The 14,947-nt window shown below is 61.4% G+C and carries 12 protein-coding genes and 1 pseudogene; 8 read left to right on the plus strand and 5 right to left on the minus strand.

The genetic code is table 11. The features are described 5' to 3' along the window. The first annotated feature begins 13 nt into the window (after window positions 1-13). The 5 genes and pseudogenes from FPT15_RS15720 to FPT15_RS15740 all read left to right on the plus strand — a co-directional run bounded on the left by FPT15_RS15720 (window position 14) and on the right by FPT15_RS15740 (window position 5,330). Complete coding sequence (locus FPT15_RS15720) at window positions 14-1,216, plus strand: MFS transporter (protein ID WP_145162663.1); 1,203 nt, start codon at window positions 14-16, stop codon at window positions 1,214-1,216. Window positions 1,217-1,426: 210 nt separating this feature from the next. Then, a pseudogene (locus FPT15_RS15725) lies at window positions 1,427-2,352 on the plus strand (DUF72 domain-containing protein). After that, complete coding sequence (locus FPT15_RS15730) at window positions 2,349-3,125, plus strand: endonuclease/exonuclease/phosphatase family protein (RefSeq protein WP_145162667.1); 777 nt, start codon at window positions 2,349-2,351, stop codon at window positions 3,123-3,125. Before FPT15_RS15725 ends, FPT15_RS15730 begins: the two are co-directional and overlap by 4 nt. Beyond that, a complete protein-coding gene (gene clsB, locus FPT15_RS15735; protein WP_145162672.1) occupies window positions 3,122-4,384 on the plus strand; it encodes a cardiolipin synthase ClsB in 1,263 nt (420 codons plus the stop codon). The genes FPT15_RS15730 and clsB overlap by 4 nt, the downstream gene beginning before the upstream one ends. Then, window positions 4,374-5,330: a lysylphosphatidylglycerol synthase domain-containing protein gene (locus tag FPT15_RS15740; protein ID WP_145162675.1), complete on the plus strand. Its 957-nt coding sequence runs from the start codon at window positions 4,374-4,376 to the stop codon at window positions 5,328-5,330. Before clsB ends, FPT15_RS15740 begins: the two co-directional genes overlap by 11 nt. Window positions 5,331-5,441: 111 nt before the next feature. Here FPT15_RS15740 and FPT15_RS15745 read toward each other — a convergent pair whose 3' ends face one another. Next, the gene (locus FPT15_RS15745) at window positions 5,442-6,197 is read right to left on the minus strand and encodes a S9 family peptidase (protein ID WP_145162677.1); all 756 of its coding nucleotides are present in this window, start codon (window positions 6,195-6,197) and stop codon (window positions 5,442-5,444) included. Continuing rightward, window positions 6,187-7,296 (minus strand): DUF3182 family protein, encoded by a 1,110-nt coding sequence (locus tag FPT15_RS15750; protein ID WP_145162680.1) that lies wholly within the window; start codon window positions 7,294-7,296, stop codon window positions 6,187-6,189. Before FPT15_RS15750 ends, FPT15_RS15745 begins: the two co-directional genes overlap by 11 nt. 239 nt (window positions 7,297-7,535) lie before the next feature. Between FPT15_RS15750 and FPT15_RS15755 the strand changes: the two genes are divergently transcribed. Next, window positions 7,536-8,099 carry a cysteine hydrolase family protein gene (locus FPT15_RS15755; RefSeq protein ID WP_145162682.1) on the plus strand — a complete coding sequence of 188 codons (564 nt, stop codon included), beginning with the start codon at window positions 7,536-7,538 and terminating at the stop codon, window positions 8,097-8,099. 21 nt (window positions 8,100-8,120) lie between these two features. On the opposite strand, the gene tam is transcribed toward FPT15_RS15755, so the two are convergent. After that, entirely contained in the window at window positions 8,121-8,882 is a 762-nt protein-coding gene (tam, locus tag FPT15_RS15760) for a trans-aconitate 2-methyltransferase (RefSeq protein WP_145162685.1), read from the minus strand. Between the two features lie 101 nt (window positions 8,883-8,983). Here tam and FPT15_RS15765 point away from each other — a divergent pair, with 101 nt between their 5' ends. Then, the gene (locus FPT15_RS15765) at window positions 8,984-9,892 is read left to right on the plus strand and encodes a LysR family transcriptional regulator (protein WP_145162688.1); all 909 of its coding nucleotides are present in this window, start codon (window positions 8,984-8,986) and stop codon (window positions 9,890-9,892) included. 109 nt (window positions 9,893-10,001) lie between these two features. On the opposite strand, the gene FPT15_RS15770 is transcribed toward FPT15_RS15765, so the two are convergent. Both FPT15_RS15770 and FPT15_RS15775 read right to left on the minus strand, forming a co-directional pair. Then, complete coding sequence (locus FPT15_RS15770; RefSeq protein ID WP_010467282.1) at window positions 10,002-10,529, minus strand: single-stranded DNA-binding protein; 528 nt, start codon at window positions 10,527-10,529, stop codon at window positions 10,002-10,004. A 9-nt stretch (window positions 10,530-10,538) separates the two neighbouring features. Continuing rightward, complete coding sequence (locus tag FPT15_RS15775) at window positions 10,539-11,933, minus strand: MFS transporter (RefSeq protein ID WP_145162691.1); 1,395 nt, start codon at window positions 11,931-11,933, stop codon at window positions 10,539-10,541. Window positions 11,934-12,111: 178 nt separating this feature from the next. Here FPT15_RS15775 and uvrA point away from each other — a divergent pair, with 178 nt between their 5' ends. Continuing rightward, window positions 12,112-14,946, plus strand: coding sequence for an excinuclease ABC subunit UvrA (gene uvrA / locus FPT15_RS15780; RefSeq protein ID WP_145162694.1), 2,835 nt, complete (start codon window positions 12,112-12,114; stop codon window positions 14,944-14,946). The last annotated feature ends 1 nt before the right edge of the window (window position 14,947 follow it).

A 14,947-nucleotide genomic window follows, 5' to 3' on the forward strand; every position in this document is an offset into this window, starting at 1 on the left:
CGGAGTTGCAGCCATGCCCATTGCCTTGCTCGCGCTGACCCTCAGCGCTTTTGCCATCGGGACGACCGAGTTCGTCATCGTTGGCCTGTTACCCACCATCGGCGCCGACCTGGGCGTCGACCTGCCGTCCGCCGGCTTGCTGGTCAGCCTGTACGCCTTGGGCGTTGCCATTGGCGCGCCGGTGCTCACCGCCCTCACCGGCAAGGTGCCGCGCAAACTACTGCTATTGTCGCTGATGGTGCTGTTCACCCTTGGCAACCTGTTGGCCTGGCAGGCGCCGAGTTATGAATCGCTGGTGCTGGCGCGAATCGTCACCGGCCTGGCCCACGGGGTGTTTTTCTCGATTGGCTCGACCATCGCCACCAGCCTGGTGCCCAAGGAGAAAGCCGCCAGCGCGATTGCGATCATGTTTACCGGCTTGACCGTTGCACTGGTCACCGGCGTGCCGCTGGGCACGTTTATCGGCCAGCACTTCGGCTGGCGGGAAACGTTCCTCGCTGTCTCGGCCCTGGGGGTGATCGCGTTTGTCGGCAGCCTGATCTATGTGCCGAACAGCATCGCCCACCGCAAACCCGCCTCGTTGCTGCAACAACTGCAAGTGCTCAAGCAGCCACGCTTGCTGCTTGTGTACGCCATGACCGCCATCGGCTACGGCGGCTCATTCATCGCGTTTACCTTTCTGGCGCCGATCCTTCAGGACATTTCCGGCTTCAGCGCCGGCACCGTCAGCCTGGTGCTGCTGGTGTACGGCATCTCGGTGGCGGCGGGGAATATCTGGGGCGGCAAGCTGGCCGATAAACGCGGCCCGATCAGCGCGTTGAAAATCATCTTCGCCCTGCTCGCGGCGGTGCTGTTCATCCTCACCCTGACCGCCAGCAACCCCTGGCTGGCGCTGGCCACCGTGCTGGTGTGGGGCGCGGTCGCCTTCGGCAATGTGCCGGGCCTGCAGGTGTACGTGGTGCGCCAGGCTGAACGTCACACCCCGCAGGCGGTGGATGTGGCGTCGGGCTTGAACATTGCGGCGTTCAACCTCGGAATCGCCGGCGGCGCCTGGGCCGGGGGCTTGATCGTGGCGCACATGGGCTTGATCCACACCGCGTGGATCGGCGGCTCAGTGGTGTTGGTGGCCCTGGCACTGACGGCGTGGAGTGGCCGACTGGACCGGTTGGGACCGGTGTATGCCGACAGGTCGACGCGCACGGTAGTCGGACACTGATTCAGCACGCCACACATCTAATATGGGCGCTGGCTTGCCGCGATTGCGGTACGCCAGCGTCGCATTCATCGCCTGACCTACCGCTATCGCAGGCAGCCCGCGCCCACATTCTTTACCTCGTACCGTCTGTAGGAACGGCGAAACTTTCCGACAAAAACCGCAGTCATCCCAAAACGGAGGTCACTTGACCCTACATCCACGGGAGCAATTATGGCGGCGATTCACATCGGCATTTCCGGCTGGCGCTACACGCCCTGGCGGGGGGATTTCTACCCCGAGGGCCTGACCCAGAAACGCGAATTGCAATTTGCGTCACGCGCCGTCAACAGCATCGAAATCAACGGCTCGTTTTACGCCCTGCAAACACCCAAGCGTTATGCCGAGTGGTACGCCGACACGCCTGATAATTTTATGTTCAGCGTGAAGGCACCGCGCTATATCACCCACATTCTGCGCTTGCGCGATGTGCACAAACCGATGGCCAATTTCTTTGCTTCCGGGGTGCTGGAACTGAAAGAAAAGCTCGGGCCGATCCTCTGGCAATTCCCGCCCAGCTTCACATTCGACCCGCCGCTGTTTGAAGCCTTTCTTCAGCAACTCCCCACCGACACCCAACAGGCCGCCGCCCTCGCCCGCGAGCACGAGCCGCGCCTGAACGGCAAGGCGAGCATGAAAGCCCATGGCAAAAAGCCGCTGCGCCATGCGGTGGAAATTCGCCACAAGAGTTTTGCAGTACCGGAGTTTGTGCAGATGCTGGACAAGCACGGCGTGGCACTGGTGGTCGCCGATACCGCCGGCAAGTGGCCGTATATCGAAGACGTCACCGCCAACTTCCTGTACCTGCGCCTGCACGGTGACAAAAAGCTCTACGCCAGCGGCTACACCGCCGAGGCAATCAAGCGTTGGGGCGACCGCATCGATCGCTGGCGCCAGGGCAAACAACCGGCGGATGCGCAGTTGGTCGACCCGAAACACACGCCACGCGCGCGCAAGCAACGCGATATTTTTTGCTATTTCGACAACGACATCAAAGTGCGCGCGCCCTCGATGCGCGCCAACTGTTGCAGCGCTTCGAGCTGGATAAACACTTGGCCACCGAGCCCGGCAAGTTGCCGGAACCCGGAGTGCTGCCATGACCCATCCGGAATTGATCCCCGCCACGCCCACCACCGCCATCACGCGCTTCAAAGTGCTGACGGTGAACATTCACAAGGGTTTCACCGCGCTGAACCGCCGCTTCATCCTGCCCGAGCTGCGTGAAGCGGTGCGCAGCGTGGGCGCCGACATGGTGTTCTTGCAGGAAATCCACGGCACTCACGAACGCCATCCCCAGCGCTACCAGGACTGGCCGAAGATGCCGCAATACGAGTTTCTGGCCGACAGCATCTGGCCGCAGTTCGCTTACGGGCGCAACGCGGTCTACCCGCATGGCGACCACGGCAACGCGTTATTGTCCAAATTCCAGATCGTGCGCTACGACAACCTCGACATCTCGCAAAGCGGCCATGAAAGCCGCGGGCTGCTGCATTGCGTATTGCGCCTGCCCGGCACCGGCCAAGAGGTGCATGCGATCTGCATGCACTTGGGCCTGCGCGAGGTGCATCGTCAGCAGCAATTGCGTTTGCTGGAACAGCGCATCAGCGAAATCCCGGCCGACGCGCCGCTGGTGGTGGCCGGTGATTTCAATGACTGGCGCCAAAAGGCCGACCTGAGTCAGAGCGGTCTCAAAGAAGTGTTTGTTGACGCCACGGGTAAGCACGCGCGCACGTTTCCGGCGCGCCTGCCGCTGTTACCGCTGGACCGCATCTATGTGCGCAACCTGAAAATTCACAACCCCAAGGTACTGACTACCCGGCCGTGGTCGCATCTGTCAGACCATGTGCCATTGTCGGTGGAGATCGAGTTATGACCGTCGCGGTAGAGCACATTGCCACCGACCAGCCGCCCGACGACGCCAAGGCGCGTGATGTCGATTACGGCTGGCAGAGTGGCAACCGTCTTGAGTTGCTGGAGAACGGCGAAGCTTACTTCCCCAGGGTCTTCGACGCGATGCGCGAGGCCCAGCGGGAGATCCTGCTGGAGACCTTTATTCTGTTCGAAGACAAGGTCGGCCATGAGCTCAAAGGCATCCTGATTGAGGCGGCGCAGCGCGGCGTCAAGGTGGTGGCCAGCCTCGACGGGTTTGGCTGCGGCGAGCTGAGCCCGGCGTTTCTCGGTGAGCTTGCCGAGGCTGGCGTGCTGGTGCAGATGTTTGACCCGGCGTCGAAAACGCTGGGGATTCGCACCAACTGGTTCCGTCGCCTGCACCGCAAGATCGTGGTGGTGGACGCCACCGTGGCGTTTATCGGCGGGATCAATTTTTCTGCCGACCATCTGGGCGATTTCGGCCCCGAAGCCAAGCAGGATTATGCCGTGCGCGTGACCGGCCCAGCGGTCGCCGACCTGCATCATTTCGCCCTGGCCCAAAGCGGCCGCCAGGTGCGCACGCGGCGCGGCTGGCGACGGCGCCAGCAACGGCCGACACCGTGGACAACGGCCAATGAGGACGGCCTGGTACGTTTGATTTACCGCGACAACGTGCAGCACCGCGACGATATCGAAGAGGCCTATATCCACGCCTTGAGCAAGGCGCAAAAACGCGTGGTGATTGCCAACGCCTACTTCTTCCCCGGCTACCGCCTGCTGCGCGAGATTCGTAATGCCGCGCGCCGTGGCGTGCACGTGCAGCTGATCATGCAGGGCCAGCCCGACGTGCTGTTGGCCAAGCTGGCGGCGCGCATGCTTTATGACTATTTGCTCAAGGACGGCGTGGTGATCCATGAGTATTGCCAGCGCCCGCTACACGGCAAAGTCGCGTTGGTGGACGACGAGTGGAGCACCGTAGGCTCAAGCAATCTGGACCCATTGAGCCTGTCCCTGAACCTTGAAGCCAACGTGTTGATTCGCGACCGCGCGTTCAACCAGCAGCTGTACGAACGCCTGGAACTGCTCGCCCACGAGCACTGCCAGACCATGCCGGAAAATCGCAAGCCACGCCTGTGGTTATGGCGGTTGACCGTGGGTTTTTTGGTGTTTCATGTGATGCGCCACTTCCCCGTGCTGACGGGCTGGCTGCCCGCGCATAAACCGCGTTTGAAACCCTTCGAGAGCCAGGCCCATGACCTCTGAAGCCGGTGGTTCACGACTCAAACGCTGGAAGAAGCCGCTGACCGTCGTCTTCTTCCTGGTGTTGATCGCGCTGTTCACCCTGCTCGCGCGGCGCATCGACTGGAGCGAAGTGCTGCAGACACTCGGCGACTTCAAGCTGCGCACGTTGTTGATCGCCGGCGCGCTGACCCTGTGCAGTTTTCTCGTCTACGCCAGTTTCGACCTCATCGGCCGCACCTACATCCGCCAACCGCTGGTTTGGAAGCAAATCCTGCCGGTGGGAATCATCAGCTACGCGTTCAACCTCAACCTGAGCGCGTGGGTCGGCGGGATAGCCATGCGTTACCGGCTGTATTCGCGGCTCGGGGTAAGCACCGGCAATATCGCCAAGATTCTTGGGCTGAGCCTGGCCACCAATTGGTTCGGCTATATGGCGCTGGCCGGTATGGTGTTCAGCAGCGGTTTGGTGACGATGCCGCCCGGGTGGAAAGTCAGCACCCTGGCCTTGCAAGGCATAGGTGTGTTGTTGGTGTTGGTCAGCTTCGGCTACCTGGCAGCCTGCCGGTTTTCGACAAAGCGCGCGTGGTCGATCAAAGGCATCGAGATCAACCTGCCGTCGCTGCGCATGGCCTGTTTACAGCTGGCAATGGGCGCGCTGAACTGGTCACTGATGGCGGCGGTGATCTTCACCTTGTTGCCGGCCAAGCTGGACTATCCACTGGTGTTGGGCGTGTTGCTGATCAGCGCGATTGCCGGCGTGGTTACACATATCCCGGCGGGGCTTGGGGTGCTGGAGGCGGTGTTTATCGGCTTGCTGCAGCATGAGGCGTCGCGCGGCAGCTTGCTTGCCGGGTTGATCGCCTACCGCGCGATCTACTTTATTTTGCCGCTGCTGATTGCGTTGGTGATGTACCTCGCGGTGGAGGCTAAGGCCAAGGCGTTGCGGGTTAAAAAGACACCGGCCTGATGCAGTGTTGGCAGGACCGGCGCCATCGCGGGCAAGCCCGCTCCCACATTTGGAATGCATTCCACTGTGGGAGCCGGGCTTGCCCGTGATGGCGCTTGAGAGGGCAACGCTTTATCGGGCCTGGATGATGCTCAACCGCTCACCCACTACCATCTCGGTAATCCAGTCCACCAGGATTGAGGTGTAGGCCTGCTGAGACACCGGATCACTCAACGAGTGATCGGCGCCGTCGATGATGCGGTGGGTCAACGAGTGTGTCTGCTGGCATGCCGCGCGGTAGCTCATGATGGTGGCATGCGGCACGTGATCGTCGGTCTGCGACTCGACGATCAGCACATCGCCAGTGAATTGCGCGCAGGCATGCAGGGCGCGATTGGTTTCGGCGTGTACCAGCGTGCTGCGGTAATCCATCAGGTCGGCCTTATCCAGGTCGCGCTTGGGCTTGAGCCATTCCTGATCGCGGTACAGCGCCGGCACGCGCAGCGCCAGCCAACGCACCGGGCGCAGTGAGGTGAGGATTGCCGCCAGGTAACCTCCGTAACTGGTGCCCACCACCGCCACGGCCGAGGTGTCGATGGCCGGGTGCGACAGCAAGCGGTCGTAGGCCGCCAGCAAGTCGCGCAGGTTGTCTTCTCGGGTGACGCGCGACAATGGAATACCAGTGCCGGCGTGGCCGCGCAAATCAAAGGTCAGGCATACGCAGCCCAGGCCGGCAATGCCTTTGGCGCGCTCAAGGTCGCGCTCCTGGCTACCGCCCCAACCGTGCACAAACAACACGCCTGGCACTTTGGATTTGGGGCTCAGGAATGTCCCGCTCATTTGTTCGTCGTCGATGTCGATCGCAATGCTTTCACTTCTAGCCGTCATAAGATTTAACCGTCACGTACTTGAGAAGAAAGTCGCTGTTGTCTGCAGGGCCGCGGTACACCTCGATGGCATCCGCCGGCAGCGGTTGGTCCACGTAGGTTTCCACCGATGAAACGTGGATGGCGCGCAGGCTCGGGTTATTGATGAAGCTTTGCAGCGCCGCGACTTCCGCGCTGCTGGCGCCGCCCATGCGCCAGGATTGTTCGAGCACGCCGCTGCGGCGTTGGCCGTCACTGTCCAGGCCTTGGGCAATGTCGTAGTTGCGGCGCGAAGCGTAGAAACCAGGGTAGGCCTCATCGGCGGCGGTGTCGAAAACCTGGGCTTGTTCGATGGCCTCACGCACGTCCTCGGGCAGGTCGAGCTTCAACAGGTCGGCGTAGGCGCCAGGCACGACGAGTAAGTCGGAGCCGCCGTAGACCGCTTCGCCCTGCCCGTCTTCAGTGAGGTACTGCTCGCCGCAATAGCTGATGACGTGACCGCCGATAAAACTCTGGCCCACGCTGTGGGTGATCACCTCGTGCAAGTCCTGCTCAAGCACCACGCCTTCGGTAAAGAGCGTTGCCACGTCGGGCCGCGCCAGCAGCGCTTCGAACTCGTCGAGACTGTGGATAACTTCCTGCCCCCGACCAGCGCAGGCATGCACAGGCTTCAGGCGGATCGGCCCGCTGTAAAGCAAGCGCGTGGCGGCGGGCAATGCGTCTTCGAGGGCAAAAACGCTAAGGCCATCAAGCACGACCGGGCGCACCCGCTCGGCAAACGCCGACGACCAGCCGTCTGGCGCCGTCGCTTCGGGGCTCAGCAGGCCATGGGTGATGGCTTTGGTGCAGATGAAATCGTAGTCGACGTAACCGCCCCACACATCCTCTGGGCCTTTTACCTTCAGCGCCAGCGCCTGGGCGGCGCCCACCAGGGTTTGGGTTGGCAGCACGTACACGTCACGCCCGGCATGTTGCTGCGGGTCGTAACTGCCGCCGAATTTCAGCCCCAGAATCTGTGCCAGCCACCGCGCCAGCGCGCGGTTGGTTTCAACCTCGTGCTGCGGCGCGCCCGCTCGCGTGGAATGAGCAACCACCAGCTTCTTGCGTTGAGTCGGGGTCATGCGTCCCCCTTGGCTATCCCGCCATGTGTGTACACCAATGGTTGCAGGGATCAGGCCAAGGCGGTTTCCGGAAAGAGCGTCTTTAAATCAATCAGTTGCTTAAAAAGCGATGGCAGTTGGCCTGTCTTATTCTGCACGACAGGCGGTTGAACAGGCGGCGTTCTGCACGATTCCCTCAGCCGCTGCGGCTGGCGCCAGCTAAGATACCGGGCCCATTCCTCTGCAACGAGACATCACCCATGGCCAAGCAAGCGCTCATCCTCATCGACATTCAGAACGACTACTTCCCTGCGGGCAAGTGGCCGCTCGACGGCGTGGACGCGGCGGCAGAGAAGGCAGCACAGGTGCTGCAGGCCTTTCGCCAGAAGGGCGACGCGGTGATTCACGTGCGCCATGAGTTCACCTCCGAGGACGCACCCTTTTTCACACCGGGCTCCGAGGGCGCGCACCTGCATGCCAAGGCCGTGAACGAGGCGAATGAGCCGGTGGTGCTCAAGCACTTTGTGAATGCGTTTCGCGGGACGGATCTGCGGGCGTTGCTGGAGCAACGGGCCATCACCGAAGTGGTTGTGGCGGGCAACATGAGCCATATGTGCATCGACGCTGTGGTGCGGGCTGCGGCGGACCTGGGCTACAAGGTCACGCTGCTGCATGACGCGTGTGCGACACGGGACCTGGAATTTAACGGGCAAGTGATTCCGGCAGCCCAAGTGCATGGGGCCTATATGGCTTCACTGGCTTTTGCCTACGCAGACGTGGTGTCGACGGATGAGTACTTGAAGGCACAAGCGGCGGCAGCATGACCGCCACTTGTGTACCGAGCCTTAACGAGTCGCGATGATGAAAAGGCGAGGGAACGGCAGCAACACAGTGCCATCACCCAGTGCTGGATACGCCTGGGTAATCCGCGCCTGATATTCATGCAGGAAGGCGACTTTTTCGCGATCGGTCAACGGTGCTAGAAAGGGCCGTAATGCCGACCCCTTGAACCATTCCACCACAGCGGCGTGATCCGCCAGCGGGTGCAGGTAGGTGGTGCGCCACACATCGACAGTGCTGCAGTGCTTGCTCAACAGCTCGTAGTAATAGCTCGCCGTGTGCCGTTCATTGTGTTTGACCGAACCGATCTTCGCCGCCCATGGGCCCTGGGCAGCAACTTCGCGCGCCAAGCGGTGGGCAGGCTCGTCCAGGTTGTCGGGGGTCTGTACGGCTAGGGTGCCGCCGGGCGTCAGCTGATTGACCAAGTGCGGATACAGCGAGGCGTGGTCCGGCAGCCATTGCAGCGAAGCGTTGGCCAGAATCACATCACATGGCTGCTCCGGTACCCAAGTGCCGATGTCGGCCAATTCGAAGTTCAGCGCCGGCAGGCGTTTGCGTGCATCGATCAGCATGTCGCCGGAACTGTCCATGCCGGTGACGTGCGCCTGTGGGAAACGCTCGGCCAGCACCTCGGTGGAGTTACCGGGGCCACAACCGAGGTCGACCGCGGTTTTTACCGGGCTATCTGGAATGGCCGCGACCAGGTCACGAACCGGGCGGGTGCGCTGCTGTTCAAACATCGTGTACTGCTCGGCTGACCAGGTCATCACGGCTTTCCTTCTTTTCGAGAGTGGCCACAGCCTAAATCTTGTGAGCCATGAGAACAAATGCCAGGATTGGCAACCTCCCATACCTTGAAAGTATCCCTATGCTGGAACTTCGCCAACTCAGAGCCTTCGTGGCGATTGCCGAGGAAGGCTATATCACTCGCGCGGCGCAACGCTTAGGCATGCAACAACCGCCGCTGACCCGAATGCTGCAAAGCCTTGAGGCCGAGCTAGGCGTGACGTTGATGGAGCGCCTGCAGCGCGGGGTGCGCCCCACGACTGCCGGCCTGGCGTTGCTGGATGAAGCACGAGAAGTCTTGGCGCGTGCCGATGGGATCGCCGATATCGTGCGGCGCGCCGCCCGCGGTGAGCGTGGTCGGTTGGCTATCGGTTTTACCAGTTCGGCGGCATTGCACCCGTTCGTGCCCAGCGTTTTGCGCGTGTTTCGCGAAACGTTTGTCGGCGTCTCGGTGGCCCTGGAAGAAGCGGGAACCGGCGAGCTGCTGGACGCGCTGGCCCATGAAAGACTCGACGCAGCGTTTATCCGCTCGCCACTCAGCGGCAGTCAAACGCTGCAGGACCAGCCCATTCTGGTGGAGCCGATGCTGCTGGCGCTGCCTACCGACCACCCGCTGGCAAACGACGCCGCAACTCCCCTGCCCCTGGCGGCACTGGCCACCGAAGCTTTCGTGCTCTATCGGCGTCGCGTCGGGCTGGGTTTGTATGACGCGATTCTGGTGGCCTGCCGTGAAGCGGGTTTCAGCCCGCAGGTGGTCCAGGAAGCGCCGCGCATGACCGCGACATTGAGCCTGGTGGCGGCGGGCCTTGGCGTCTCCATCGTGCCAGCGTCCATGCAGCGGCTACGGGGGGATGGCATTGTTTATCGCGAACTGACGGACTGCCAAAGCCTCGTGGCGCCATTGCATTTGGCGACGCGGGTCGGTGACGGCTCGGCGGTATTGCAACGCTTCAAGCAGATGGTGATCAGCGCCGCCGCGACGGACGCCTGAACGTCGGCGACAGAACCTTTGCCGCCAAGCGGCTTGGGATCAGTTGTTGAGGGCAAAGAAAAAGCCCCGGGAGCATGGCTCGCAGGGCTTTCAGCGAAGACGTTACCGATTAGAACGGGATATCGTCATCAAAGCTGTCGAAATCCGGAGCAGGCTGTGGGGCGGCCTGTTGTGGAGGAGGCGCCTGACGCGACTGCTGCGGTGCCGACTGCTGCGGACGCGGAGCCTGCTGGCGTGGGGCCGGAGCGGACTGCTGGTAGTTGTTGCCCCCGCCTTGTTGGTCGCCCTGCTGTGGACGGCCGCCGAGCAGTTGCATGGTGCCTTGCATGTCGACCACGATTTCAGTGGTGTAACGCTTGATGCCGTCTTTTTCCCACTCGCGGGTTTGCAGTTTGCCTTCGATGTAAACCTGCGAACCTTTGCGCAGGTACTCGCCGGCGATCTCTGCAACCTTGCCGAACATCGACACGCGGTGCCATTCGGTTTTCTCGACCTTCTGGCCGGTCTGCTTGTCAGTCCACTGTTCGCTGGTCGCCAGACTCAGGTTGGTCACGGCGTTACCGTTAGGCAAGTAGCGAACTTCGGGATCCTGGCCGCATGTACCGACCAATATGACTTTGTTAACCCCACGGGCCATAACGTTCTCCTAAGCTGGGCGCGCTGTCGGCACTGGGTTGACCAGTTGCTCGAGCGTCGCGCGATCCAATAATTCGGTGTCCAATTTGATGTAGATGGCGGCTTCTTCAGCAATAACCACAGCATCCGTAACCCCAGCGACGGCCTTAAGGCGCTCAACCAGACCGGCTTCGCGGATCGCTTCTGGCGATAACGGCAAACGCAGGCTCGTCACATAGGGAGGTTCGCGCATGGTAACAGCAAAGACCAGCCAAAGTGCAGCCAGCCCGGCGCATCCGAGGAACACAACCGACAAACCGCCATGCTGGAACATCCAGCCGCCCATGATGCCGCCAAGCGCAGAGCCGAGGAACTGGCTGGTGGAATAAACCCCCATCGCCGTGCCCTTGCCACCGGCCGGTGAAACTTTACTGATCAGCGAAGGCAGCGAAGCCTCCAGCAGGTTGAACGCGGTGAAGAACACCACCGTGCCGATTACCAGCGCCCGCAGGCTGTCGCCGAACTCCCAGAAGAATAGCTCAGTGAGCATCAATGTCGCGACGGCGCCCAGGAGAACTCGTTTCATTTTGCGTTTCTTCTCGCCGTAGATGATGAACGGGATCATGGCGAAGAACGAAATGAGCAAGGCTGTCAGGTAGACCCACCAGTGCTGCTCCTTGGGCAGGCCGGCTTTTTCGACCAGGGCCAGGGGCAGCGCGACGAAGCTGCACATCAGCATCGCGTGCAACACGAAGATACCTAAATCCAGACGGAGCAAGTCCGGGTGCTTGAGCGTCGGCAATAATGCCTTGCGTGCGACGCCGGACTCACGGTGCTGCAAGGTGCCGGTGGAGCGCGGCACCATGAAGGCCACGATCACGATCCCGAACAACGCCATGCCGCCCGTGGCCAGGAACAGTCCGTGCAAACCAAAGGCGCGCGTCAGCAATGGACCCACCACCATGGCCACCGCGAACGACAGGCCGATGGTCATGCCGATCATGGCCATGGCCTTGGTGCGATGTTGTTCGCGGGTCAAGTCCGAGAGCAGCGCCATGACGGCCGCAGAAATTGCGCCGGCGCCCTGCAGCACGCGCCCGGCGATCACGCCCCAGATCGAATCCGATTGCGCGGCAAGCACGCTGCCGAGCGCGAACACGATGAGCCCCAGGTAAATCACTGGGCGCCGGCCGATGCGGTCGGAGATGATCCCGAACGGAATCTGGAAAAGCGCCTGGGTCAGGCCATAGGCGCCAATCGCCAGGCCGATCAGGGCGGGGGTCGCGCCTGCGAGATCCATTCCATAGGTCGCCAGCACCGGCAACACCATAAACATGCCAAGCATACGGAAGGCGAACACCAGGGCCAGACCGCTTGCTGCTCGGGTCTCGCCGCTACTCATGCGTTCGCTGTGGGGATCGTGCATGGAAAAACCTCGTGTGAACCGGCGGCGATTCTACCAGTCCCATCGATTGAGAGGGTATATGCGGCGCTTTGCCGCGCAGCTTTCATGTAAGGCTGCAACCGGCACTTTGACAGTGTATATTCATCCAGTCTTTAGCCGTATACTCCTGCATTATTTACGCCCGCCGTGCGAGGCCATCTTGGACAAGATCCTGATTCGTGGGGCTAGAACCCACAACCTGAAGAACATCGACCTGACCCTGCCCCGGGACAAACTGATCGTCATCACCGGCCTGTCCGGCTCCGGCAAATCGTCCCTGGCGTTCGACACGCTGTATGCCGAAGGTCAGCGTCGCTACGTGGAATCGCTGTCGGCCTATGCCCGGCAATTCCTGTCGATGATGGAAAAGCCTGACGTCGACACCATTGAAGGCCTGTCGCCAGCAATTTCCATCGAGCAGAAGTCGACCTCCCATAACCCGCGCTCTACCGTGGGCACCATCACCGAAATCTACGACTACCTGCGTCTGCTGTATGCGCGTGTGGGTATTCCGCGCTGCCCGGACCACGATATTCCCCTGGAAGCCCAGACCGTCAGCCAGATGGTCGACCTGGTGCTGGCCCAGCCGGAAGGCGCCAAGCTGATGTTGCTGGCGCCGGTGATTCGCGAGCGTAAAGGCGAACACCTTTCGGTCTTCGAAGAGCTGCGTGCGCAAGGTTTTGTGCGCGCGCGCATCAACGGCAAGCTGTATGAGCTGGATGAAGCGCCGAAGCTCGACAAGCAGAAGAAGCATTCCATTGATGTGGTGGTCGACCGCTTCAAGGTGCGCGCCGACTTGCAGCAGCGTTTGGCCGAATCGTTCGAAACCGCGCTGAAGCTGGCGGATGGCATTGCGCTGGTTGCACCGATGGACGACGAGCCGGGTGAAGAGGTTATCTTCTCCGCGCGCTTTGCCTGCCCGATCTGCGGCCACGCCATCAGCGAGCTGGAACCCAAGCTGTTTTCCTTCAACAACCCGGCCGGTGCTTGCCCGACCTGCGATGGCCTGGGCGTTAAACAGTTCTTCGACATCAAGCGCCTGGTCAACGGTGAGCTGACTTTGGCCGAGGGCGCGATTCGCGGCTGGGACAGGCGTAACGTCTACTACTTCCAGATGCTGGGGTCATTGGCCTCGCACTATAAATTCAGCCTGGAAGTGCCGTTCAACCAGCTGCCGGCCGAGCAGCAGAAGGTCATCCTGCACGGCAGCGGCTCGCAGAATGTTGACTTCAAGTACCTGAACGACCGTGGCGATATCGTCAAACGCTCGCACCCATTCGAAGGCATCGTGCCGAACCTGGAGCGTCGTTACCGCGAGACTGAGTCGGCGAGCGTGCGTGAAGAGCTGGCCAAATTCCTCAGCACTCAGCCTTGCCCGGATTGCCGCGGCACGCGTCTGCGTCGCGAGGCGCGGCATGTGTGGGTGGGCGAGAAGACACTGCCGGCCGTGACCAACCTGCCGATTGGCGATGCCTGTGAATATTTTGGTGTACTCAAGCTGACCGGGCGTCGTGGGGAAATTGCGGACAAGATCCTCAAGGAAATCCGTGAGCGCCTGCAATTCCTGGTTAACGTTGGCCTGGACTACCTGTCGCTGGATCGCAGTGCGGACACGTTGTCTGGCGGTGAAGCTCAGCGGATTCGCTTGGCCAGCCAGATTGGTGCTGGCCTCGTGGGCGTGTTGTACATCCTCGATGAACCGTCGATTGGCCTGCACCAACGGGACAACGACCGCCTGCTGGGGACGCTGAAACACCTGCGGGATATCGGCAACACCGTGATCGTGGTCGAGCACGATGAGGACGCGATTCGCCTGGCGGACTACGTGGTCGACATCGGCCCGGGCGCGGGTGTGCACGGTGGCCATATTGTTGCCGAGGGCACGCCTGCCGAGGTGATGGCTCACCCGGACTCTTTGACCGGCAAGTACCTGTCTGGCCGCGTGAAGATTGAAGTGCCGGCCAAACGTACGCCACGCAACAAGAAAATGGCGCTGCACCTGAAGGGCGCGCGCGGTAACAACTTGCGCAACGTCGACCTGGAAATTCCGCTGGGTCTTTTGACCTGCGTGACCGGTGTTTCCGGCTCGGGCAAGTCGACACTGATCAACAACACGCTGTTCCCGCTGAGTGCCACCGCCTTGAATGGCGCGACCACCCTGGAAGCGGCCGCGCACGACAGCGTCAAGGGCCTGGAACATCTGGACAAAGTCGTCGACATCGACCAAAGCCCGATCGGCCGTACACCACGCTCCAACCCGGCGACCTATACCGGCTTGTTCACCCCAATCCGCGAGCTGTTTGCTGGCGTACCCGAATCCCGCTCGCGGGGTTATGGGCCGGGCCGGTTCTCGTTCAACGTCAAGGGCGGGCGTTGCGAAGCCTGCCAGGGCGATGGCCTGATCAAGGTAGAGATGCACTTTCTGCCGGACATCTACGTGCCGTGCGACGTGTGCAAGAGCAAGCGTTATAACCGCGAAACCCTGGAGATCAAGTACAAGGGCAAAAGCATCCACGAAACCCTGGAGATGACCATCGAGGAAGCTCGGGTGTTCTTCGACGCGGTTCCTGCGTTGGCGCGCAAGCTGCAAACGTTGATGGATGTAGGCCTGTCGTACATCAAGCTGGGTCAATCGGCGACAACCTTGTCCGGCGGCGAGGCGCAGCGGGTGAAGTTGTCTCGTGAGCTGTCCAAGCGGGACACTGGCAAGACTCTGTATATCCTCGATGAGCCGACCACGGGTCTGCACTTCGCCGATATCCAGCAATTGCTGGACGTACTGCACCGCTTGCGTGACCACGGCAACACAGTGGTGGTTATTGAGCACAACCTGGATGTGATCAAGACTGCCGACTGGCTGGTGGACCTGGGGCCGGAAGGCGGTTCCAAGGGCGGCCAGATCATTGCGGTGGGCACACCGGAGCAGGTTTCCGAGATGCCGCAGTCGCATACCGGTTATTACTTGAAGCCGTTGCTGGCACGCGATAAAGCCTGAT

This window comes from Pseudomonas sp. RGB, assembly GCF_007713445.1.
Lineage (GTDB): Bacteria > Pseudomonadota > Gammaproteobacteria > Pseudomonadales > Pseudomonadaceae > Aquipseudomonas.